General features: G+C 71.7%; 23 protein-coding genes. 12 read left to right on the forward strand and 11 right to left on the reverse strand.

Annotation, left to right across the window (positions count from 1 at the left end; all coding sequences use genetic code 11):
• Positions 1–34 precede the first annotated feature (34 nt).
• From AC1DUE_RS06560 to AC1DUE_RS06590, 7 genes are all read left to right on the forward strand, one after another.
• Entirely contained in the window at positions 35–625 is a 591-nt protein-coding gene (locus AC1DUE_RS06560; protein ID WP_477038599.1) for a pyridoxamine 5'-phosphate oxidase family protein, read from the forward strand.
• Between the two features lie 239 nt (positions 626–864).
• Positions 865–2,727: an acetolactate synthase large subunit gene (locus AC1DUE_RS06565; RefSeq protein ID WP_477038600.1), complete on the forward strand. Its 1,863-nt coding sequence runs from the start codon at positions 865–867 to the stop codon at positions 2,725–2,727.
• 2 nt (positions 2,728–2,729) lie between these two features.
• Entirely contained in the window at positions 2,730–3,254 is a 525-nt protein-coding gene (gene ilvN, locus AC1DUE_RS06570) for an acetolactate synthase small subunit (protein WP_477038601.1), read from the forward strand.
• A gap of 47 nt (positions 3,255–3,301) precedes the next feature.
• Positions 3,302–4,330, forward strand: a complete 1,029-nt coding sequence (gene ilvC, locus AC1DUE_RS06575) for a ketol-acid reductoisomerase (RefSeq protein WP_477038602.1) — start codon at positions 3,302–3,304, stop codon at positions 4,328–4,330.
• Between the two features lie 316 nt (positions 4,331–4,646).
• On the forward strand, positions 4,647–5,195 hold the full coding sequence (locus tag AC1DUE_RS06580; RefSeq protein WP_477038603.1) for an ASCH domain-containing protein: 549 nt from the start codon (positions 4,647–4,649) through the stop codon (positions 5,193–5,195).
• Positions 5,196–5,248: 53 nt separating this feature from the next.
• Entirely contained in the window at positions 5,249–6,313 is a 1,065-nt protein-coding gene (locus AC1DUE_RS06585; RefSeq protein WP_477038604.1) for a 3-isopropylmalate dehydrogenase, read from the forward strand.
• A 110-nt stretch (positions 6,314–6,423) separates the two neighbouring features.
• Positions 6,424–7,533: a branched-chain amino acid aminotransferase gene (locus tag AC1DUE_RS06590; protein ID WP_477038605.1), complete on the forward strand. Its 1,110-nt coding sequence runs from the start codon at positions 6,424–6,426 to the stop codon at positions 7,531–7,533.
• A gap of 64 nt (positions 7,534–7,597) precedes the next feature.
• On the opposite strand, the gene AC1DUE_RS06595 is transcribed toward AC1DUE_RS06590, so the two are convergent.
• Positions 7,598–8,257, reverse strand: coding sequence for a DUF6069 family protein (locus AC1DUE_RS06595; RefSeq protein WP_477038606.1), 660 nt, complete (start codon positions 8,255–8,257; stop codon positions 7,598–7,600).
• A gap of 374 nt (positions 8,258–8,631) precedes the next feature.
• On the opposite strand from AC1DUE_RS06595, the gene cimA reads away from it, so the two are divergent.
• From cimA to AC1DUE_RS06610, 3 genes are all read left to right on the forward strand, one after another.
• Positions 8,632–10,257 carry a citramalate synthase gene (gene cimA, locus AC1DUE_RS06600; protein WP_477038827.1) on the forward strand — a complete coding sequence of 542 codons (1,626 nt, stop codon included), beginning with the start codon at positions 8,632–8,634 and terminating at the stop codon, positions 10,255–10,257.
• 91 nt (positions 10,258–10,348) lie between these two features.
• Positions 10,349–11,224, forward strand: a complete 876-nt coding sequence (locus AC1DUE_RS06605; protein WP_477038607.1) for a hypothetical protein — start codon at positions 10,349–10,351, stop codon at positions 11,222–11,224.
• A 26-nt stretch (positions 11,225–11,250) separates the two neighbouring features.
• Positions 11,251–12,309, forward strand: coding sequence for a lipoate--protein ligase family protein (locus tag AC1DUE_RS06610; protein WP_477038608.1), 1,059 nt, complete (start codon positions 11,251–11,253; stop codon positions 12,307–12,309).
• Here the strand turns inward: AC1DUE_RS06610 and AC1DUE_RS06615 are convergent.
• The 5 genes from AC1DUE_RS06615 to AC1DUE_RS06635 are packed head-to-tail and all read right to left on the reverse strand — an operon-like array spanning position 12,306 to position 14,339.
• On the reverse strand, positions 12,306–12,608 hold the full coding sequence (locus AC1DUE_RS06615; RefSeq protein ID WP_477038609.1) for a DUF202 domain-containing protein: 303 nt from the start codon (positions 12,606–12,608) through the stop codon (positions 12,306–12,308). The two genes, AC1DUE_RS06610 and AC1DUE_RS06615, sit on opposite strands and share 4 nt — an antisense overlap.
• On the reverse strand, positions 12,605–12,979 hold the full coding sequence (locus AC1DUE_RS06620; protein WP_477038610.1) for a YidH family protein: 375 nt from the start codon (positions 12,977–12,979) through the stop codon (positions 12,605–12,607). Before AC1DUE_RS06620 ends, AC1DUE_RS06615 begins: the two co-directional genes overlap by 4 nt.
• Positions 12,980–12,986: 7 nt before the next feature.
• Positions 12,987–13,412, reverse strand: a complete 426-nt coding sequence (locus AC1DUE_RS06625; RefSeq protein ID WP_477038611.1) for a hypothetical protein — start codon at positions 13,410–13,412, stop codon at positions 12,987–12,989.
• Complete coding sequence (locus AC1DUE_RS06630) at positions 13,399–13,593, reverse strand: helix-turn-helix transcriptional regulator (RefSeq protein WP_477038612.1); 195 nt, start codon at positions 13,591–13,593, stop codon at positions 13,399–13,401. The genes AC1DUE_RS06625 and AC1DUE_RS06630 overlap by 14 nt, the downstream gene beginning before the upstream one ends.
• Positions 13,590–14,339, reverse strand: a complete 750-nt coding sequence (locus AC1DUE_RS06635) for a CPBP family intramembrane glutamic endopeptidase (RefSeq protein WP_477038613.1) — start codon at positions 14,337–14,339, stop codon at positions 13,590–13,592. The genes AC1DUE_RS06630 and AC1DUE_RS06635 overlap by 4 nt, the downstream gene beginning before the upstream one ends.
• Before the next feature lie 137 nt (positions 14,340–14,476).
• On the opposite strand from AC1DUE_RS06635, the gene AC1DUE_RS06640 reads away from it, so the two are divergent.
• The gene (locus AC1DUE_RS06640) at positions 14,477–14,641 is read left to right on the forward strand and encodes a hypothetical protein (RefSeq protein WP_477038614.1); all 165 of its coding nucleotides are present in this window, start codon (positions 14,477–14,479) and stop codon (positions 14,639–14,641) included.
• Here AC1DUE_RS06640 and AC1DUE_RS06645 read toward each other — a convergent pair.
• Entirely contained in the window at positions 14,638–15,351 is a 714-nt protein-coding gene (locus tag AC1DUE_RS06645) for a YggS family pyridoxal phosphate-dependent enzyme (protein WP_477038615.1), read from the reverse strand. The two genes, AC1DUE_RS06640 and AC1DUE_RS06645, sit on opposite strands and share 4 nt — an antisense overlap.
• 41 nt (positions 15,352–15,392) lie before the next feature.
• On the opposite strand from AC1DUE_RS06645, the gene AC1DUE_RS06650 reads away from it, so the two are divergent.
• Positions 15,393–15,791, forward strand: coding sequence for a YccF domain-containing protein (locus AC1DUE_RS06650; protein WP_477038616.1), 399 nt, complete (start codon positions 15,393–15,395; stop codon positions 15,789–15,791).
• Here AC1DUE_RS06650 and AC1DUE_RS06655 read toward each other — a convergent pair.
• From AC1DUE_RS06655 to AC1DUE_RS06670, 4 genes are all read right to left on the reverse strand, one after another.
• Positions 15,788–16,174, reverse strand: coding sequence for an MmcQ/YjbR family DNA-binding protein (locus AC1DUE_RS06655; protein ID WP_477038617.1), 387 nt, complete (start codon positions 16,172–16,174; stop codon positions 15,788–15,790). The two genes, AC1DUE_RS06650 and AC1DUE_RS06655, sit on opposite strands and share 4 nt — an antisense overlap.
• Positions 16,174–16,674, reverse strand: a complete 501-nt coding sequence (ybaK, locus tag AC1DUE_RS06660) for a Cys-tRNA(Pro) deacylase (protein WP_477038828.1) — start codon at positions 16,672–16,674, stop codon at positions 16,174–16,176. Before ybaK ends, AC1DUE_RS06655 begins: the two co-directional genes overlap by 1 nt.
• A 4-nt stretch (positions 16,675–16,678) precedes the next feature.
• Positions 16,679–19,231, reverse strand: a complete 2,553-nt coding sequence (locus tag AC1DUE_RS06665; protein WP_477038618.1) for a DEAD/DEAH box helicase — start codon at positions 19,229–19,231, stop codon at positions 16,679–16,681.
• Positions 19,232–19,439: 208 nt separating this feature from the next.
• Complete coding sequence (locus AC1DUE_RS06670) at positions 19,440–20,210, reverse strand: MBL fold metallo-hydrolase (protein ID WP_477038619.1); 771 nt, start codon at positions 20,208–20,210, stop codon at positions 19,440–19,442.
• Between the last annotated feature and the right edge of the window lie 70 nt (positions 20,211–20,280).

Genomic DNA, 20,280 nt, shown 5'->3' on the forward strand with positions numbered 1-20,280 from the left:
GACGTAGGGTCGGAGGCAACCGAGAGGGGTGGCCGTGGGCAAGGTGCACGAGAAGATCGACGGCCGGCTGCGCGCGTTCATCGAGGCGCAGCCGATGTTCTTCGTCGCGACCGCCCCGAGCGGTCCGGACGGTCACGTGAACGTCTCGCCCAAGGGGATCGGCGGCACGTTCGTGGTGCTCGACGAGCACTCGGTGGCGTACCTGGACATCACGGCGAGCGGGTCCGAGACCATCGCGCACCTGCGCGAGAACGGCCGCATCACGATCATGTTCTGCGCGTTCGCCGGCCCGCCCAACATCGTCCGGCTGCACGGCCGCGGCCGCTTCGTCACGATCTACGACGAGGGTTTCGACGAGCTGTCGGCGCTGTTCCCCCCGACGGCCGGTGCCCGTGCGGTCATCGTCGTGGACGTCGAGCGCGTCTCGGACTCGTGCGGCTACGGCGTCCCGCTGATGACCGTCGACGGCGAGCGTGACCTGCTCCCGCCGTACATGGAGCGCAAGGGTCCCGACGGGCAGGCCGAGTACCGGCGGCTGAAGAACCGCACGAGCATCGACGGACTGCCCGCCTTCGACATGGACCCGGAGCCGACCGTGCAGGGCGAGAGCATGTCCGCCCACTGATCACGTAAACCACGATGTGAGACGGCGTGACACATCGGAGACGTGGGCGTACTGTCGTCTCCGTGCAGATGATTCTCGTAGTACTTCCTGAGCGCGCCGGCTGAAGCCACCCGCACAGGCCTCGTCAGCGCGCTCGCCCCTCGTCCAGCCCGTTCCGTGGCTCGAGGGGCTTTTCTGTGTTCAGCACCAGTCCGGTTCGAGACGCACGACCCACGCAGCACCACCTCAGGGAGACATCGATGGTCCAGGGTCCACACCCGGCACCGCCGCGAACGCCCACGACCGCCCCGACGGCGGCCGCCCCCGTGAGCAGCCCCCGCGTTCCCGTCGCCACGACGAGCGCGATCGGTCCGGAGCACGTCACGGGTGCGAAGTCGATCGTCCGCTCCCTCGAGGAGGCCGGCGTCGAGGTCGTGTTCGGCATCCCCGGCGGTGCGATCCTGCCCACCTACGACCCGCTGATGGACTCGACGCGGCTCCGCCACATCCTCGTGCGCCACGAGCAGGGCGGCGGCCACGCGGCCGCCGGCTACGCCGCCGCGACCGGTCGGGTGGGCGTCTGCATGGCGACGTCCGGCCCGGGTGCGACGAACCTCGTGACCCCCATCGCCGACGCGCACATGGACTCGGTGCCGATGGTCGCGATCACCGGGCAGGTGGGTGCGTCGCTCATCGGCACGGACGCGTTCCAGGAGGCCGACATCGTCGGCATCACGCTGCCGGTGACCAAGCACAACTACCTGGTCACCAACCCGGACGACATCCCGCGCGTCATCGCCGAGGCGTTCCACATCGCGTCCACCGGTCGTCCCGGCCCGGTGCTCGTCGACATCGCGAAGTCGGCGATGCAGGCCAACACCACGTTCTCGTGGCCGCAGGACCTGGACCTGCCGGGCTACCACCCGGTGACCAAGCCCCACGCCAAGCAGATCCGCGAGGCGGCGCGCCTGATCGCGACGTCCCGCAAGCCGGTCTTCTACGTGGGCGGCGGCGTTATCCGCGCCCGGGCGTCGGCCGAGCTCAAGGCCCTGGCGGAGGCCGCGGGCGCTCCCGTCGTGACGACCCTGATGGCCCGGGGTGCGCTGCCCGACTCGCACCCGCAGCACCTGGGCATGCCCGGCATGCACGGGACCGTGGCCGCGGTCGCGGCTCTGCAGAAGGCCGACCTGGTCGTGGCGCTCGGCGCCCGGTTCGACGACCGGGTGACCGGCCTGCTGTCGAGCTTCGCGCCGAACGCGACGATCGTGCACGCGGACATCGACCCGGCCGAGATCGGCAAGAACCGCACGGCGGACGTGCCGATCGTCGGTGACCTCAAGGAGGTCATGGCCGACCTGCTGCCCGAGCTCGCCCGCGAGCACCTCCAGCACGGCAAGCCGGACCTCGAGGCCTGGTGGCAGCAGCTGGACGAGTGGCGTGCGACGTTCCCGCTCGGGTACGACGAGCCCCTCGACGGGCACCTGTCGCCGCAGTACGTCATCTCGCGGATCGGCGAGCTGTCCGGGCCGGAGTCGATCTTCGCCGCGGGCGTCGGTCAGCACCAGATGTGGGCCGCGCAGTTCATCAAGTACCAGCGGCCCAACTCGTGGCTGAACTCCGGTGGCCTGGGCACCATGGGCTACGCGGTGCCGGCGGCCATGGGCGCCAAGGTGGGCGACCCGTCGCGCACCGTGTGGGCGATCGACGGCGACGGCTGTTTCCAGATGACCAACCAGGAGCTGGCCACCTGCGCGATCAACGACATCCCGATCAAGGTCGCGATCATCAACAACTCGTCGCTCGGCATGGTCCGCCAGTGGCAGACGCTGTTCTACGAGTCCCGCTACTCGAACACCGACCTGAACACGGGGCACGGCACCGTGCGCATCCCGGACTTCGTGAAGATGGCCGACGCCTACGGATGCGCCGGCCTGCGCTGCGAGACGGCGGCCGACGTCGACGCCACCATCAAGCGCGCGCTCGAGATCAACGACCAGCCCGTGGTCATCGACTTCACCGTGTCGCGCGACGCGATGGTGTGGCCGATGGTCGCGGCAGGCGTCAGCAACGACGACATCCAGTACGCACGCGGGATCAGCCCCGCGTGGGACCGCGAGGAGTGACCATGTCCCGCCACACGCTGTCGGTCCTCGTCGAGAACAAGCCCGGCGTGCTCACGCGCGTCGCCGGCCTGTTCGCGCGCCGGTCCTTCAACATCCACTCGCTCGCGGTCGGTCCCACCGAGCACGACGAGATCTCGCGCATCACGGTGGTCGTCGACGTCGACGCCCTGCCGCTCGAGCAGGTGACCAAGCAGCTGAACAAGCTGATCAACGTCATCAAGATCGTCGAGCTCGAGGACACCGCCTCCGTGCAGCGCGAGCTGCTGCTGGTCAAGGTCAAGGCCGACACCGCGCAGCGCACCAGCGTGCTCGAGGTCGTCCAGCTCTTCCGCGCACACGTCGTCGACGTCGTGCCGGACACCGTCGTCATCGAGGCGACCGGTGGGCCGGGCAAGCTCGACGCCCTGCTCGCCGCGCTGGAGCCCTTCGGGATCCGCGAGATCGTGCAGTCCGGCACGGTGGCGATCGGGCGCGGCTCGCGCTCCATCACCGACCGCGCCCTGGAGCGGGTCAACCGCTCCGCCTGACGCTTTTCCCGTTAGAAGAGAACCCTTTACACCGAGGAGATTTCACCGTGGCCGAGCTGTTCTACGACGACGATGCCGACCTGTCGATCATCGCCAACAAGAAGGTCGCCGTCATCGGCTACGGCAGCCAGGGGCACGCGCACAGCCTCAACCTGCGCGACTCCGGCGTCGACGTGACGGTCGGCCTGCGCGAGGGCTCCGCGTCCCGCGCCAAGGCCGAGAACCAGGGCCTCAAGGTCGCCTCGATCGCCGATGCCGTCCGGGACGCCGACGTCGTCGTCATCCTGGCGCCCGACCAGTTCCAGCGCATCGTCTACCGCGAGGAGATCGAACCCAACCTGAAGGACGGCGCCGCGCTGGTCTTCGGCCACGGCTTCAACATCCGGTTCGGCTACATCAAGCCGGCTGCCCAGCACGACGTGCTCATGGTCGCCCCCAAGGGCCCGGGTCACCTTGTCCGTCGCGAGTACGTCGACGGCCGCGGCGTCCCCGTGATCGTCGCCGTCGAGCAGGACGCGTCGGGCGAGGCGTGGCCGCTGGCCCTGTCCTACGCCAAGGCGATCGGTGGCCTGCGTGCCGCCGGCATCAAGACCACCTTCACGGAGGAGACCGAGACCGACCTGTTCGGCGAGCAGGCCGTCCTGTGCGGTGGCGTCTCGCAGCTCATCCAGTACGGCTTCGAGACCCTGACCGAGGCCGGCTACCAGCCCGAGGTCGCGTACTTCGAGGTCCTGCACGAGCTGAAGCTGATCGTCGACCTCATCTTCGAGGGCGGCATCACCAAGCAGCGCTGGTCCGTCTCCGACACCGCCGAGTACGGCGACTACGTCTCCGGCCCGCGCGTCATCACGCCGGACGTCAAGGCGAACATGCAGGCCGTCCTCGCCGACATCCAGTCCGGCGCGTTCGCCGAGCGGTTCATCAACGACCAGGACGCCGGCGCCCCCGAGTTCAAGGCGCTGCGCGAGAAGGGTCAGAACCACCCGATCGAGCCCGTCGGCCGCGAGCTGCGCAAGCTGTTCGCCTGGGTGAAGCCCTCGGACAGCGACTACGTCGAGGGCAGCGCGGCGCGCTGACGGAGGTACGGGCCTGCCCGAAGGGTGGCCTGTGCCGGAGGCAGCGCAGAGCGCGGCCCGACCACAGGTCCGAGGGCAGCGCGGCGCGCTGATCGCCCACCTCACCATGACGAACGGCACCGCATGGCGCGGTGCCGTTCGTCATTCGAGCGTCACCGAACGCTGTGTCGCGTCACCGAGCGCTGAGGCGTGGTGCCAGCGCCGGGCGACGCGCGGGAGCGCTCGCGGACGAGCGGCCGCGCTCGCCGTGCTGGGTGGGTAGGGTCTGGCCCGTGGCGTGCGCGACGATGGGCGTACCGACGACGGAGGGACGACGATGACCGACGAGCAGGCACCGACGCAGGACGTGGCCGGGGAGGTCGAGGATCTGCGGATCACGGCGTTCTGGCAGGCAGCCCGCGGTCACGTCGGTCTCGGCAAGATGGACTCGGTCATGGGCGGCACCCCCGACGACGTCGTGCCGCCGCCCTCGTGGTCGTACGGCGAGGGGCCCGAGGCGGAGGACCTGCTCGGCCGCGTGCTCGACGGCTCGCGCACCGGCACGGCGACCGTGCTCGCGCAGCTGACGTCCGCGGGCCTCGACGTCCCGCGGGTCGGGGACCTGTCGATCGTCACCGACGCCGGCGGCGAGCCCAAGGCGGTCCTGCGGACCACCGAGGTCGAGGTCGTGACGTTCGACGAGGTGACGGCCGAGCACGCCGCCGCCGAGGGTGGCGCGGACGCGACGCTCGAGTCGTGGGTCGCCGAGCACGAGGCGTCCTTCGGCGCGGTGCTGGGGGACGACTTCTCGCCGGCGTCCGAGGTCGTGCTCGAGCGGTTCGAGATCATCTACCCGACGACTGGCCCCACGCCCGCGGTCGACTGACCGTCCTTTGAGACACCCGTCCCGACCGGTGGGACGGGCGTTAGGCTCGGACCATGGTCGACACCACCGCTGCCCAGCACATCAACCTCGCCGTCGTGGCCGGGGACGGCATCGGCACGGAGGTCGTGGAGCAGGGCCTGCTGGCTCTCGACACGGCGCTGCACGGGGGACCTGTCACGGTGTCGACGACGGACTTCGACCTGGGCGCGCGCCGCTGGCACGCGACCGGCGAGACGCTGACGGACACCGACCTCGACGCGATCCGCACGCACGACGCGATCCTGCTGGGCGCCATCGGGGACCCGAGCGTGCCGTCAGGCGTCCTGGAGCGCGGGCTGCTGCTCAAGCTGCGCTTCGCGCTCGACCACTACGTCAACCTGCGCCCGAGCCGGCTGTACCCGGGTGTCGCCTCCCCGCTGGGCAACCCGGGCGAGATCGACTTCGTCGTGGTCCGCGAGGGCACCGAGGGTCCGTACGTGGGCAACGGCGGCGCGATCCGCGTCGGCACGCCGCACGAGGTGGCCAACGAGGTGAGCGTGAACACCGCGTTCGGCGTCGAGCGCGTGGTGCGCGACGCGTTCGCCCGCGCCGCGGCCCGCCCGCGCAAGAAGCTGACGCTCGTGCACAAGCACAACGTGCTGGTCCACGCCGGCCACCTGTGGCGCCGCACGGTCGAGGCCGTGAACGTCGAGTTCCCCGACGTCACCGTCGACTACCTGCACGTGGACGCGGCGACCATCTTCCTGGTGACCAACCCGTCGCGGTTCGACGTGATCGTCACCGACAACCTCTTCGGCGACATCCTCACCGACCTCGCCGCCGCGATCACCGGCGGCATCGGCCTGGCCGCGTCGGCGAACATCAACCCGGACCGCACGGCCCCGAGCATGTTCGAGCCGGTGCACGGTTCGGCCCCGGACATCGCGGGCCAGGGCAAGGCCGACCCGACCGCCACGGTGCTGTCGGTCGCGCTGCTGCTCGAGCACCTCGGCCTGACGGACGCCGCGGCCTCCGTCGAGAAGGCCGTCGCCGACGACATCGCGGAGCGCGGCACGAGCGAGCGAGTACGGTCGACGGCCGAGGTGGGCAAGGACCTCGCCGCGCGCATCGCCGGCTGACTCGTCCTGCTCCGCGGCGACGCGGTCCGTCGAACGGCACCGTCTCGCCTGTCCACCCGGCCGTCCTCACCGGTACCGTCGTTTCCGACTCTGGTGAAAGGCCCCCGAACATGAGCACCCTCGCACACCCCACGTCCACGGACCTCTTCGAGATCACGCGGACGGACACGCCCGTCCCCGACGCCCAGCGCGAGGCCGCCCTCGCCGCGCCGAAGTTCGGCACCGTGTTCACCGAGCACATGGCCCGCATCTCCTACTCGCAGGAGACGGGCTGGTCGAACCGGCGCGTCGAGAAGTACGGCCCGCTGCAGATGGACCCGGCGACGGCCGTCCTGCACTACGCGCAGGAGATCTTCGAGGGTCTCAAGGCGTACAGGCACCCCGACGGCTCGGTCTGGACGTTCCGACCGCAGGCCAACGCCGCACGGTTCGCGCGCTCCGCGCACCGCCTCGCGCTGCCGCCGCTGTCGGAGGCGGACTTCCTGGGCGCCATCCAGGCCCTCGTCGCGACGGACCTGGCCTGGGTGCCCGGCGGGGAGGAGACGAGCCTGTACCTGCGGCCGTTCATGTACGCGTCGGAGACGTTCCTCGGGGTGCGCCCGTCACTCGAGGCCGAGTTCCTCGTCATCGCGTCGCCCGTGGGTCCGTACTTCGCCGGCGGGGTGCGACCGGTGTCCATCTGGGTCGCCGAGGACTACCACCGCGCCGGCGCGGGCGGCACGGGCGACGCCAAGTGCGGCGGCAACTACGCCGCGAGCCTGCTCCCGCAGCAGGAGGCCTACGCCAAGGGCTTCGAGCAGGTCTGCTTCCTGGACGCGTCGACCAACACCTACCTCGAGGAGCTCGGCGGCATGAACGTCTGCGTCGTGTACTCCGACGGCAGCGTCGCGACCCCGCCCGTCTCGGGCTCGATCCTCGAGGGCGTCACGCGCTCGTCGATCCTGCGGCTCCTCACGGACGCGGGCCACGAGATCTCCGAGCGCCCGATCACGCTGGCCGAGCTCAAGAGCGGGCTGGCCGACGGATCCGTCAGCGAGGTCTTCGCGTGCGGTACGGCGGCCGTGATGACCCCGATCGGCCGGCTGGCGGGCGAGGGCTTCGACCTGACCGTCGGCGACGGCACGGCCGGCCCGATCACCACCCGGATCCGCGCTGAGCTCACCGACATCCAGTACGGCCGCGCCGCCGACCGGCACGGCTGGCTGCACCGGCTCGCGTAGCCCCGGACAGCCGAACGGCCGGTCACCCGAGAGCGGGTGGCCGGCCGTTCGTCGTGGAGCGCGACTACTCGACGACGGTGCCGGGCCTCAGCGTCCGGGACAGCACGCCGGACAGCAGCGACCAGATCGCGATGCCGACGACGAGGTTGAGCGCTCCCGACGTGAGCGCCGACTTCGTGGAGTCGGTCCAGGTCAGGGGGATGAGCGCCGCGACGACGAGGGCCAGGAACATGATCCAGCCGAAGAAGGCGCGGGGGCGTGGCGTGGTCATCACGAGGAGCTGCAGCAGGGCGCCGGCGACGATCGCCGACAGGACGCCGCCCACCACGTAGGCCGCGCTGACCGAGTCCGTGCCGAACAGGTCCTTGACGACGAGGTCGATCTTGAGGATCTGGTCGATGATCAGCACGCCGACCAGCCCCACGAGGGCGGCGACGAGCGCGGTCGCGGCGACGCCTGCCCAGTACCGGCCGTTGTCCACGGACGGAGAGGTGGAGCGCGGCGCGGCGGCAGCCACGGGGACCGCGGCGACGGCCGGCGCGACGGACGGTGGCACGGCCACGGGTTGGGCGACCACGGGCTCTGCGGCCACCGGAGCGGCGACCGGAGGGAACGCGGTCGTCGGCGGGGCCGGCGCAGGCGGTGGGGCGGACGCGGCGTGCTGGCCGTGCGGCGGCTGCTCGTAGGCCGACTGTCGCTCGGGCGGCGGGTTGGGGATCGACATGCGGTCTCCTGGGTGCTCTTCCCACGTGTGGCCGGGCAGCCGCACAGGACCCACGCTAGCGAGGAGGGGACAAACCGTGCGTTCTGGCACGCGACGGGGATGGACGCGATGTCCAAGGGGTGGAACGCGTGACCGCGGGACGTGACGTGTGCCACGATGCGAGGGTGAACAGCAGCACCCTCATTATCGAGTAGCGCGTCGGCCCACCCGCTGACGCGCAGACCTCCCGTACCCCGGGGGGTCTTTTTGTTGGTCGAGGCACCACCTCCGCCCCGGCTACCGTCGACTGCACCGGCACACCCCCGCCGGCCGTACTGAGCACGAACCGAAGTCGCAGCACGACGAAGAAGATCCCAGCACGACAGAGAGAGCACATCGTGTCCGTCCCCGCACTGAACTCGTTCCAGGTCTACGACACGACCCTGCGCGACGGCGCCCAGCAGGAGGGCATGAACCTCTCGGTCGCCGACAAGCTGCTGATCGCGCCGTTGCTCGACGAGCTGGGGGTCGGGTTCATCGAGGGCGGCTGGCCGGGCGCGGTGCCGAAGGACACGGAGTTCTTCAAGCGCGCGGCCAAGGAGCTGGACTTCCGCAACGCCGAGCTCGCGGCGTTCGGCAGCACCCGCAAGGCCGGGACGCGTGCGGTCGACGACGCCCAGGTGAGGGCGCTCGTCGACTCCGAGGCGCCGGTCGTGGCGATCGTCGCGAAGCACGACCTGCGGCACGCCGAGCGCGCCCTGCGCACGACGGGCGAGGAGAACATCGCGATGATCGCGGACACGGTCGCGTTCCTCGTGCGGGAGGGGCGCCGGGTCGTCGTCGACGCGGAGCACTTCTTCGACGGCTACCGGTTCGACCCGGCGTACTCGCGCGCGGCCGTGCTGGCCGGGTTCGAGGCGGGTGCCGAGGTCGTCGCGCTCTGCGACACCAACGGGGGCATGGTGCCGGCGTGGGTCGCCGAGATCGTGCACGAGATCCGCGGTGCCGTAGGGCCCGACGCGATCCTCGGGATGCACGCGCACAACGACTCCGGCTGCGCCGTCGCCAACACCCTGGCGGCGGTCGAGGCCGGCTGCTCGCACGTACAGGGGACCGTGAACGGGTACGGGGAGCGCACCGGAAACGCCGACCTGCTGGCCGTCGTCGCCAACCTCGAGCTCAAGTACGACCTGCAGGTGCTGAAGACGACCGAGGGGCGCCCCGGCGGCCTGCGGGACCTGACGCGCATCGCGCACGCGATCAGCGACATCACCAACATCTCGCCGTTCGCGCGCTCGCCGTACGTGGGTGCCAGCGCGTTCGCGCACAAGGCCGGGCTGCACGCCTCGGCGATCCGCGTGGACCCGGACCTGTACCAGCACACCGACCCCGCCAACGTGGGCAACGACATGCGCATGCTCATCTCGGACATGGCCGGCCGTGCGTCGATCGAGCTGAAGGGCCGCGAGCTCGGCTTCGACCTCGCGGACCGCCCCGACGTGCTCGGCCGGGTGACCGACCGCGTCAAGGACGCCGAGGCCAACGGGTACACCTACGAGGCGGCGGACGCCTCGTTCGAGCTGCTGCTCCTCGAGGAGCTCAACGGGCAGCGGGCCCAGTACTTCACCGTCGAGTCGTGGCGCGCGATCGTCGAGCGGCGCGGACCGCGGGGGACCCCGGCGACCGCCGAGGCGACCGTCAAGCTGCACGCCGGCGGCGAGCGCATCGTGAGCACCGGCGAGGGCGTCGGCCCCGTCAACGCGCTCGACCACGCGCTGCGCCAGGCGCTGCTCAAGGTGTACCCGGAGCTCGAGGAGTTCGAGCTCATCGACTTCAAGGTGCGCATCCTCGACTCGATGTACGGCACCGACGCGGTCACGCGCGTGCTCATCGAGATGAGCGACGGCCAGGACTCCTGGAGCACGGTCGGCGTCGGCCCGAACCTGCTGGAGGCCTCGTGGGAGGCGCTCACGGACTCCGCCATCTGGGGGCTCTACCACCACGGCATCGCGCCGCGCTGAGCTTTTCATCCCTGCGCCGGTCACCGGCGCGGCTAACCTCGGGATCTGACGGACGCGCGTGGCGGCCGATGCGGCGAGAGGGGGAGCGGTCGTGTCCGGCTCCGCCCCGCCCGCCTCCGATCCCGACGGTCCCGAGGGCGTGGAGACCGCCCCCCGGACCCCGACAGCGCGCGGTTGGTGGTGGCTCCTGGCGGCCCTCGGCGCGCTCGCGGTCCTGATCCTGCTCGTCGCCGAGCCGTGGTCGGTCGAGACCGAGCCGACGCCGACCCAGACGTACGTGCCCACGCCCACGCAGACCGCCCCTTCGCCGTCGCCGTCCCCGTCGATCTCCGTCGCGCCGCCCGGCTCCGACGCGGTGTTCGACGCGACGACGAGCCTCGGCCTGTTCGTCACGGCCGCGGACCTCGTGGCCGACGTGCCCGCCGCCGACCCGGGCGTCGAGGAGCGGATCACCTCCGGGCAGAAGGGCTGGGGTCTGCCCGTCGGGACCGTGGTCGAGCCCGACTCCTGCGTGCTGGCGGTGACCGTCGTCGCCGCGCCGCCCGCGTTCTACGACGTCCGCAGCTGGGGCAACGAGGCGATGGACTTCCAACAGGAGGTGACCGTCCTGACCGACCCTGCGGCGGCACGGGAGGCGTTCCGCGAGCTCGTCACGACGATCGACGCGTGCCCGACCTACCGCGAGGTGGACACCGGCGTCGAGGGGACGAGCTGGACCGCCCAGCCGGCCATCGAGGGCCAGGGCGTGTACCCGTCGATCGTGCTGGAGGTCGACCGGACCGTCGGGGGGACCACCATCCCCGCGTACGAGGGGCAGATGCTCGTCGGCAACACCATCGTGTCGTGGACGGCGCAGGCGCTGTCGGGGGGCACGTCCGAGACCGCTCTGGCGACGCTGGGTGACCCCGAGTCTCTGTCCGCGATGGTGCAGGGACGCGCCCAGCTGGCGGTCCGCGCGCTCGGATGACGCGGGAACGTGCATAGGCTCGTCGGGTGCACGGTGAGTACAAGGTCCCCGGCGGCAAGCTCGTCGCGGTCGACCTCGACGTGGTGGACGGGCTCCTGCGTGACGTGAGCGTGAGCGGCGACTTCTTCCTCGAGCCTGACGAGGCCTTCGACGTCCTGTCCGCGGCGCTCGATGGGCTCCCGCGGGACGCGAGCTCCGCCCAGCTCGCCGGTGCCGTGACGGACGCGCTCGAGCGGTACGTGCTCCCGGTGACGATGGTCGGCTTCGACGCCCGTGCCGTGGCGTCCGCGGTCCGTCGGGCGCTCGGCTACTCGACGACGTGGGCCGACCACACCTTCGAGCTGATCCATCCCGGACCGCTCCCGCCCGCGTTGCACGCTGCCCTCGACCAGGTGCTCACCGAGGAGCTCGCGTCCGGCCGTCGCGGGCCCACGCTGCGGTTCTGGGAGTGGGTCGAGCCGGCGGTGATCATCGGGTCGTTCCAGTCGCTGCGCAACGAGGTCGACCTGGCGGCCGCGGAGCACTACGGCATCACGGTCGTGCGACGGATCTCCGGCGGCGGCGCGATGTTCATGGAGGCGGGCAACTGCATCACGTTCTCGCTGGTGGTGCCCTCCTCGCTGGTCGACGGCATGACGTTCGAGGAGTCCTACGCGTTCCTCAACCAGTGGGTGCTCGGCGCGCTCGCGGACGTCGGGGTGCATGCCACGCTGACCGGGCTCAACGACATCTCGTCGCCCGCCGGGAAGCTCGCCGGCTCGGCGCAGAAGCGCGTGGTCGGCGGGGCCGTGCTGCACCACGTGACCATGTCCTACGACATCGACGCGGACAAGATGCTGCAGGTGCTGCGGATCGGGCGCGAGAAGCTGTCGGACAAGGGCACGGCCAGCGCCGCCAAGCGCGTCGACCCGGTGCGCTCCCAGACGCAGCTGCCCCGCGAGGCGGTCATCGACGCGTTCGTCGCCCACTTCCGGCGGCAGTACCCGACGGTCGACGGCGCGCTGCGGCCCGAGGAGCTGGCGCGGGCGGGCGAGCTGGTGGAGACCAAGTTCGGCGACCCGGTCTGGACGGCTCGAGTCCCCTAGGGGCCCTGGAGCAGGACGAAGGCGAGGGCGCCGACCCCGAGCAGCAGCAGCCCGCAGGAGCAGACGGCGACGAGGCGTCCGTCGATCTGGCTCCCGGAGCGGTTGCGCCGTCTCGAGCTGACCGCGAGGGCGGTGGCCACGATGGCACCGGCCGCGGCGATGCTCCACGCGGCGCCGCCGGCGAACGCCTGCAGGAAGTGCGCGGCGGCGACCCCGCCGGCGGTGAGGCCCAGCGCCGTGCGCCGCCAGGCCAGGTGCGTGCGCTCGGCGGCGAGGGTCGTCGGGGCCGGGTCGGTCACGCCGCGACCAGGCCGACGAGCACGAGCAGGCCGGCCACGAACACGCCGACGACGAGCAGCCCGAACGCCGACGGGGACGGCAGGCGGGTGCCGAGCCGGACGGCGCGCTCGGCCTGCGCCCAGCCGATCCAGGCGGTCACGGGCGCGACGAGCCCGACGACGACCAGGACGAGGGCCGCCGAGAACCGCAGGTGCTCCTCGATGGGCAGCTCGAGCGCCTCGAGCGCGACCCCACCGGCGAGGAGTGCCAGCGAGGTGCGGATCCAGGCCAGGAACGTGCGCTCGTTGGCCAGGGAGAACCGGGCGTCGGGCTCGGTGCCGACCCCGTACACCCAGCGCGGGAACCTCTTGTCGTCGGCCACGTATCCCATCTTCGCGTCACGTGCGGCGGCTGAGCACCACGAACGCGCCGACGAGCACGACGTAGACCACGAGCATGATGAGCTGGAGCACCAGCAGGGGGTCTGCGCCGAACGTCACGGCGACCGTCGCGACGCCGATCGCGAGGACGGCCGCGATGCCGGTCCACGCGAACGCGCCGGTCACGATCGCCCGGTCGCGCTCGTCGGGCTGGCCCGACAGGGTGCGGCCCGCGGTGCCGCTCGACCCGGGCCGGCGCCACGTGCGCCAGAGCGCGACGCCCGCCAGCACGAGGAAGGGCAGTCCGCCGACCACGGCGCCGGCCGCGGTGTCCGGCTCCCCGATCGCCAGGAAGTACGCCGAGATCGCCACGACGGCGACCCCGGCCGCCAGGAGGGGGATAGCTGCCCGCAGGGGGCTGCGGCGCTGGTCAGTCGTCGACATGGAAGATCTCCTCGATCGTGAGGTCGAAGTGGCGGGCTATGGCGAAGGCGAGCGGCAGGGACGGGTCGTAGCGGCCGGTCTCGAGGGAGTTCACGGTCTGCCGGGACACCGCGAGCGCCTCGGCGAGCGCCGCCTGGGACAGGCCCGACTCCTCGCGCAGCCGGCGGATCTCGTTCCTCATGCGGGCGCCGGCTCTGTGACGGGTGCGAGGCGGGCCAGGACGGCCAGGTCGATCAGCACGTGCACGACCATCGGGATCAGCAGGGAGCCGGTGCCGAGGTAGAGGCCGACCAGGACGGCGCCGAGGATGCCCGTGCTCACCATCCCGAGGACGCCCTGGTACCAGTGCGCGAGGCCGAACGCGGCCGCGCCGACGACGACCACCACGGCCGGGTCCGTGCCCGGCAGCACCGTGGCGAGCGCCAGGACCACCAGACCGCGGAACGTGACCTCCTCCGTCACGCCGGCGCTGAGCGACAGCCAGGCCCAGCCTCGGCGGTCGGCGGCGGTCACCGGGTGCATCGGGTGCGGGGCCGGCCGCGGGTCGGCGGGGAGGCGGTGGCGCAGCAGGAACCCGGCGACGGCGACGATGCCGAGACCGATCAGCCCGCCGACGAGGACCGACGGCGCCCCATGGAGCCCCGACGGGTCCGGCAGGCGCAGGCCGAGATCGCGGGGTGCGACCCCGGGGAGTGCGAGCACCAGCGCGAGGACGGCGGTGCCGAGGAGCCAGCCCTGCCGCGTCCAGCGACGGTAGAAGCGGACCCGGGCGGTCGGATCGGTCTCCAGGCGCGTGAGGAAGGCACGGTACGAGCGGCGTCCTGCGACCGGGTCGAGCACGACCAGTGCGAGGGCGGCGCCGACGAGCACGACGGCGCTGACCGTCGGCAGGTCGAGCCCCTGCAGCGTGGCGAGCGTGGTGTCCATCGAGCAGCCCCCGGGTCCGTGGTGTGTCAAGCGACCTTGACGTGACAAGGGTGCTTGACATGGCAGGCAGGTGTCAAGGGACCTTGACGTATCAGGGTCCGGGTTGGCGGCTCCTCCTTGCGACGAAGGAGAACGAGATGACCACCGACACCGGCCTCGACCGCGAGATCCGCCGCATGAGCCTGCTGCACGCGCGCGAGCTGGCGAGCGCCCGACGGCGCGCGTCCGGTGCGCGGGCGAGCGCCACGCGCGTGGTGCTGCTGCGCGGCGGAGCGCGACCGACGGCCCGCCGCGGCGCCTAGGCCGGACGCGCCCCGAACAGGGCGCTGCCGACACGCACGACCGTCGCGCCCTCCGCGATGGCGAGCTCGAGGTCGCCGCTCATCCCCATCGACAGCTCGTGCGCGTCCGCCGTGCCCGGTGCACCCGACGCGACGATCGCGTCTCGCAGCCCGCGCAGCAGTGCGTAGCCCGCGCGCACCACGGAGGCGTCGGGCGAGTTGGCGCCGACCGTCATGAAGCCGGTGAGGCGCAGGCCGTCCAGCGCACCGATCGCGCGCGCCAGGCCGGCCGCCTCCGACGGTGCCGCACCGTGCTTCGTCGGCTCGCCCGAGACGTTGACCTGGACATACACCTCGAGCTGCGGCGCACGCTCCGCGAGGCGCTCAGCCAGGTCGAGTGACGCGACCGACTCGATGCACGACGCCCAGCGCAGCGCCGCGTTGACCTTGTTGGACTGCAGCGGGCCGATGAGGTGCGTCGTCACGCCCAGGTCCGCGAGCAGGGGGCCCTTGGCGACGAGCTCCTGCACCCGGTTCTCGCCGACGAGCAGCGGGTGCGGGCTCCCGGTGTCGGACTCGACCGCGGCCCGGATCATCGACGCGTCCTGGGTCTTGGTCGCCAGCAGCAGCCGCACGGACCCCGGGGGACGACCGGCCGCGATCTCGGCGGCGGCGATCCGGGCCCGCAGCGCGGCGAGCCGGTCGGCCACCGCGGCGGGGTCGACGGTCATGGGAGGCAGACTATCCGGCCGCCGTGGTGCACCCTGGACCAGTGAAGACGCTGCTCAACCTCATCTGGCTCGTGCTCGCCGGCTTCTGGCTGGCGCTGGGCTATGTGCTCGCGGGGATCATCTGCTGCATCCTCATCATCACGATCCCGTTCGGCATCGCGTCGTTCCGGATGGCGAGCTACGCGCTGTGGCCGTTTGGGCGGACCGTCGTCGACAAGCCGACCGCGGGCGCGTGGTCGGTGATCGGCAACGTCATCTGGATCATCGTCGCCGGCTGGTGGCTGGCGCTCATGCACATCGTCACGGGCATCCTTGAGGCGATCACGATCATCGGGATCCCGCTGGCGCTGGCCAACTGGAAGATGGTGCCGATCTCCCTGGTGCCGCTGGGCAAGCAGATCGTCCCGTCGGACCGCGTGATGGCCGCCTACGGGCACTAGAGGCCGTGCGGATGCTCGGCGAGCCACTGGTCGGCAAGCGTCTTCGGCGCCGTCCTCAGCCACGCCTCCACGATCGCGTCCGACAGCTCCTCGACGTCGATGTCGTCGAGCCGGACGAGGACCGCGGGGTAGCCGTGGAAGTGCGGCGTGACGAAGTAGGCGTCGGGCCGCCGCGCGAGCATCTCGTCCTTGGTGACGAGGTCGCCGGTGTGCACCATGAGGACCGGCCCCTCGGGCACCGCGTCGCCCAGCGCCTTGAGGTCCGCCGGTCGCAGCCGTCGCTCCTTGACCACGACCTTGCCCCGCACCGACCAGACGAGCTCGTCCTGGGTCGTCTCGGGCAGCGCGAGAGCCACCGCGGCGACGTCCTCCCAGGTGGCCATCAGTCGCGCGCGATGTCCGCGACGGTCGCGGCGGTGAGCCGGACCAGGTCGTCGGGCGACAGCTCGACGTCGAGACCTCGTCGGCCCCCGGAGACGAACACCGTGTCGAAGAGCCACGCGGTCTCGTCGATCACCGTGGGGTGGGCCGCGCGCTGCCCGAGCGGGGAGATGCCGCCGACGACGTAGCCGGTGGCCCGCTCGGCGGCGTGCTTGTCCGCCATCGCGGCCTTCTTGCCGTCCACGGCGTGCGCGAGGGCCTTGAGGTCGAGCTGGCCGGTCACCGGGACGACGGCGACCGTGAGCGTGCCGTCCACGGTCGTCATGAGCGTCTTGAACACCTGCTCGGGCGGGACGCCGATCGCCGCGGCCGCCTCGAGGCCGTAGCCGAGGTCGGAGGCCGGGTCGTGCTCGTACGCGTGCGCGGTGTGCTCGACCCCGGCGGCGCTCAGGGCGACGAGCGCGGGGGTGCCGGTCGGTGCGTGCTTGGCCACGAGGGCCAGCCTGTCACAACGGTCCGACGGCCGTGATCCGCAGCTGGACCTCGCTCGTCTCGTCGGAACCCACCAGGTCCACCACCGCGTCGATGCGCCAGTCGTGGTCGCCCTCGGGGTCGTCGAGGAGCTGCCGGACGGTCCACGTGCCGCGTCCGGGCGTGACCTGGAAGAGCGCCGGACCGCGCGCGGGCGAGCCCGTGAGGATCTCGTCGTGGTCGTCGTAGAACGGGTCCAGGGCGTCGCGCCACCGGTCGACCGTCCACGGCTCCCCGTCGGCGTCCAGGTCCCCGAGCTGCGCGAGCCCGCCGTAGTACTCGCGGGCGGCCAGCTCGACGCGGCGGAACATCGCCCCGCGGACGAGGGCGCGGAACACCCGGGGATTGGCGGTGATCGGCTCCGGCACGTCCTCGTCCACACCGCCCGGGGCATCCGCACCGTGCTCGTCGAGCGGGTTGGAGAGGCGCTCCCACTCGTCGAGAAGGCTGGAGTCGGTGCGGCGGACCAGGTCGCCCAGCCACTCGATGAGCTCCCACAGCTCCTCCGTGCGTGCGTCCTCCGGCACGGTCTGACGCAGGGCGCGGTAGGCGTCGGCGAGGTACCGCAGCAGCACGCCCTCGGTGCGGTCCAGCTGGTAGTAGGCGACGTACTCGGCGAAGCTCATGGCCCGCTCGTGCATGTCGCGGACCACGGACTTGGGGGACAGGGCGAGGTCGGCGACCCAGGGGTTGGTCTGCCGGTAGGTGACGAACATGGCCTCGAGCAGCTCGGCGAGCGGCTTGGGGTAGGAGACGTTCTCCAGCAGCGCCATGCGCTCGTCGTACTCGATGCCGTCGGCCTTCATGGCCGCGACCGCCTCGCCGCGCGCCTTGTTCTCCTGCGCGGAGAGCACCTGGCGCGGGTCGTCGAGCGTCGACTCGAGCACCGAGACCACGTCGTGCGCGTAGGCCGGGTCCTCCTGGTCGAGCAGGTCCAGGGCCGCATACGCGAACGGCGACAGCGCCTGGTTGAGCGCGAAGTTGGGCGGCAGGTCGGTCGTGAGGTTCAGGCCCCGGTGCCGGTGCCCGTTGCCGTCGTCGATCCACGGGCGCTCGATCACCCCGGCGGCCTTGAGCGACCGATAGACCGCGATGGCACGGCGGACGTGCCGGCCCTGAGCCCCCGGCGGCTCGTGGTTGTCGGTGAGCAGCCTGGTCATGGCGGCCACGGAGTCGACGCCGCGTGCCTGACGCGCCAGGACGTTCAGCACCATCGCGTGCGACACCGCGAAGCTGCTGGTCAGGGGCTCGGGCGGGGCATCGCGCAGGCGCTCGAACGTCTTGTCCGTCCAGTTGACGTGCCCCTCGGGCGCCTTCTTGCGGACGATCTTCTTGAGCTTCTTCGGGTCGTCGCCGGCGCGCTCGAGCAGCTTGCGGTTCTCGATCACGTGCTCCGGCGCCAGGATGATGACCTCGCCGACGGTGTCGAAGCCGGCCCGGCCCGCACGCCCGGCGATCTGGTGGAACTCGCGCGCGGACAGGTGCCGCATCCGGACGCCGTCGTACTTCACCAGGCTGGTCAGCAGGACCGTGCGGATGGGCACGTTGATGCCGACGCCGAGCGTGTCCGTGCCGCAGACCACCGGCAGAAGACCCTTCTGCGTCAGGCGCTCCACGACTCGCCGGTACTTGGGCAGCATCCCCGCGTGGTGCACGCCGACCCCGTGCCGCAGCAGCCGGTTCAGCGTCTTCCCGAAGCCCGGACCGAACCGGAAGCCCGCGATCTCGTCGCCGATGCGGTCGCGCTGCTCGCGGCTGGCCAGGGGGGTCGAGAGCAGGGACTGCGCGCGCTCGACGGCCTCCTTCTGCGTGAAGTGCACGACGTAGACGGGGGCGCGCCGGGTCTTGACCAGCTCGTCGAGGAGCTCGTGCAGCGGCTCGATCGCGTAGGTGAACGTCAGCGGCACCGGGCGCTCGGCGTTCGCGATGACGGCCACGGGCTGGTGCGTCCGCCGGGTCAGGTCCTCCGCGAAGAACCCCACGTCGCCGAGCGTCGCGGACATGAGCACGAACTGGACCTTGCTGAGCTCCAGCAGCGGCACCTGCCACGCCCAGCCACGCTGCGGGTCGGAGTAGAAGTGGAACTCGTCCATGATCACCTGGCCGACGTCGGCGTCGTCGCCGTCGCGCAGGGCGACGTTGGCCAGGATCTCCGCCGTGCAGCAGATGATCGGCGCCGTCGGGTTCACCGCCGAGTCGCCCGTCATCATGCCGACGTTCGCCGACCCGAACGCCTCGACGAGCGCGAAGAACTTCTCGCTGACCAGGGCCTTGAGCGGCGCGGTGTAGTAGGTGCGGCGGCCCTGCGCCAGCGCGACGAAGTGGGCGGCGACCGCGACGAGCGACTTCCCGGACCCCGTCGGCGTCGACAGGATCACGTGCGCACCGGTGACCAGCTCGAGCAGCGCCTCGTCCTGGTGCGGGTAGAGCGCGAGCCCCTGGTCCTCGGCCCAGCCGGTGAACGCCTCGTACAGAGCGTCGGGGTCGGTCGGGTCGGCGGGGATGCGTTCGGCGAGGCTGGCGGGCACGCCCGATCCTCGCACGCGCGGTCCTCGTCGCGACTCCGCCTGCTGTGCACGCGACCCGGCCCGTGCCTACCTAGCCGCACCTGGGACGGGACTGCACGGATGAGGCGCCGGACGCGTCACTGTGGTGCACACCTGTCACAGGTGCGGCTGGGTGCGCGCGGTCGGGACTGCCGACGAGGGGACGCTGCGACATGTCGCCGCCGCGTGGTCAGTCGACGGGCGTCGCGGTGCCCGGCGTGAGCCAGCGGACGTCCGCGCCCGTGTCGGCCAGGGCGGGCTCGAACACGTCGCGGTTCTCGCGGAAGTGGGACCAGCCCTCGTAGTGCACCGGGACGACGACGCGGGGCTTGAGCAGGTCCACCACCTCGACGGCCTCGGTCGTGTTGAACGTGAAGCGCACGGGACCCGTGATCCCGAACTTCACGGCGCCCAGGTGCAGCACGGCGATGTCGACGTCCATCCGGTCGATCGCCTCGCGCAGGGCGTCGAACATCACGGTGTCGCCCGAGACCCACACGGCGACGTCGTCGGAACCCTCCACCCGGATGGCGAAGCCGACGGCGTCCCCGACGATCGGGTGGCTGAACCGCGGGCCGTGCCGCGCCGGGGTGGCCGTGATGGTGAGCGTCGGGCGCCCGGGTGCCTCCAGGACGTGGGTGTCCCCGGCCGTGAGCCCGACCGCGCCGGCACCGAGGCGGCGCGCGCCCGAGACCGTGGTGAGCACGCGGCCCGCGGACGGCAGGAACGCGCGGCCGGCGTCGTCCAGGTTGTCGGCGTGGTGGTCGTGGGAGAGCAGGACCGCGTCGACCGTGCCGAGGTCCGACGGCTGCAGGGCGGGGCCTGCGACCTTGCGCGAGCGCGCACCCCAGCCGAAGGAGTAGGTGCGACCGGGTGCCTCGAACGTCGGGTCGGTGAGCAGCCGCCAGCCCTCGATCTCGATGAGCAGGGTCGGTCCGCCGATGTGGGTCAAGGTGGGCATGGCGGCATCGTCCCAGGTGAACCGCGGAAAAGGACAGGCCCGCTGGCTGGCGTGGGCCCGTGGGCCGCCC

Source organism: Cellulomonas sp. P4_A2, assembly GCF_056402515.1.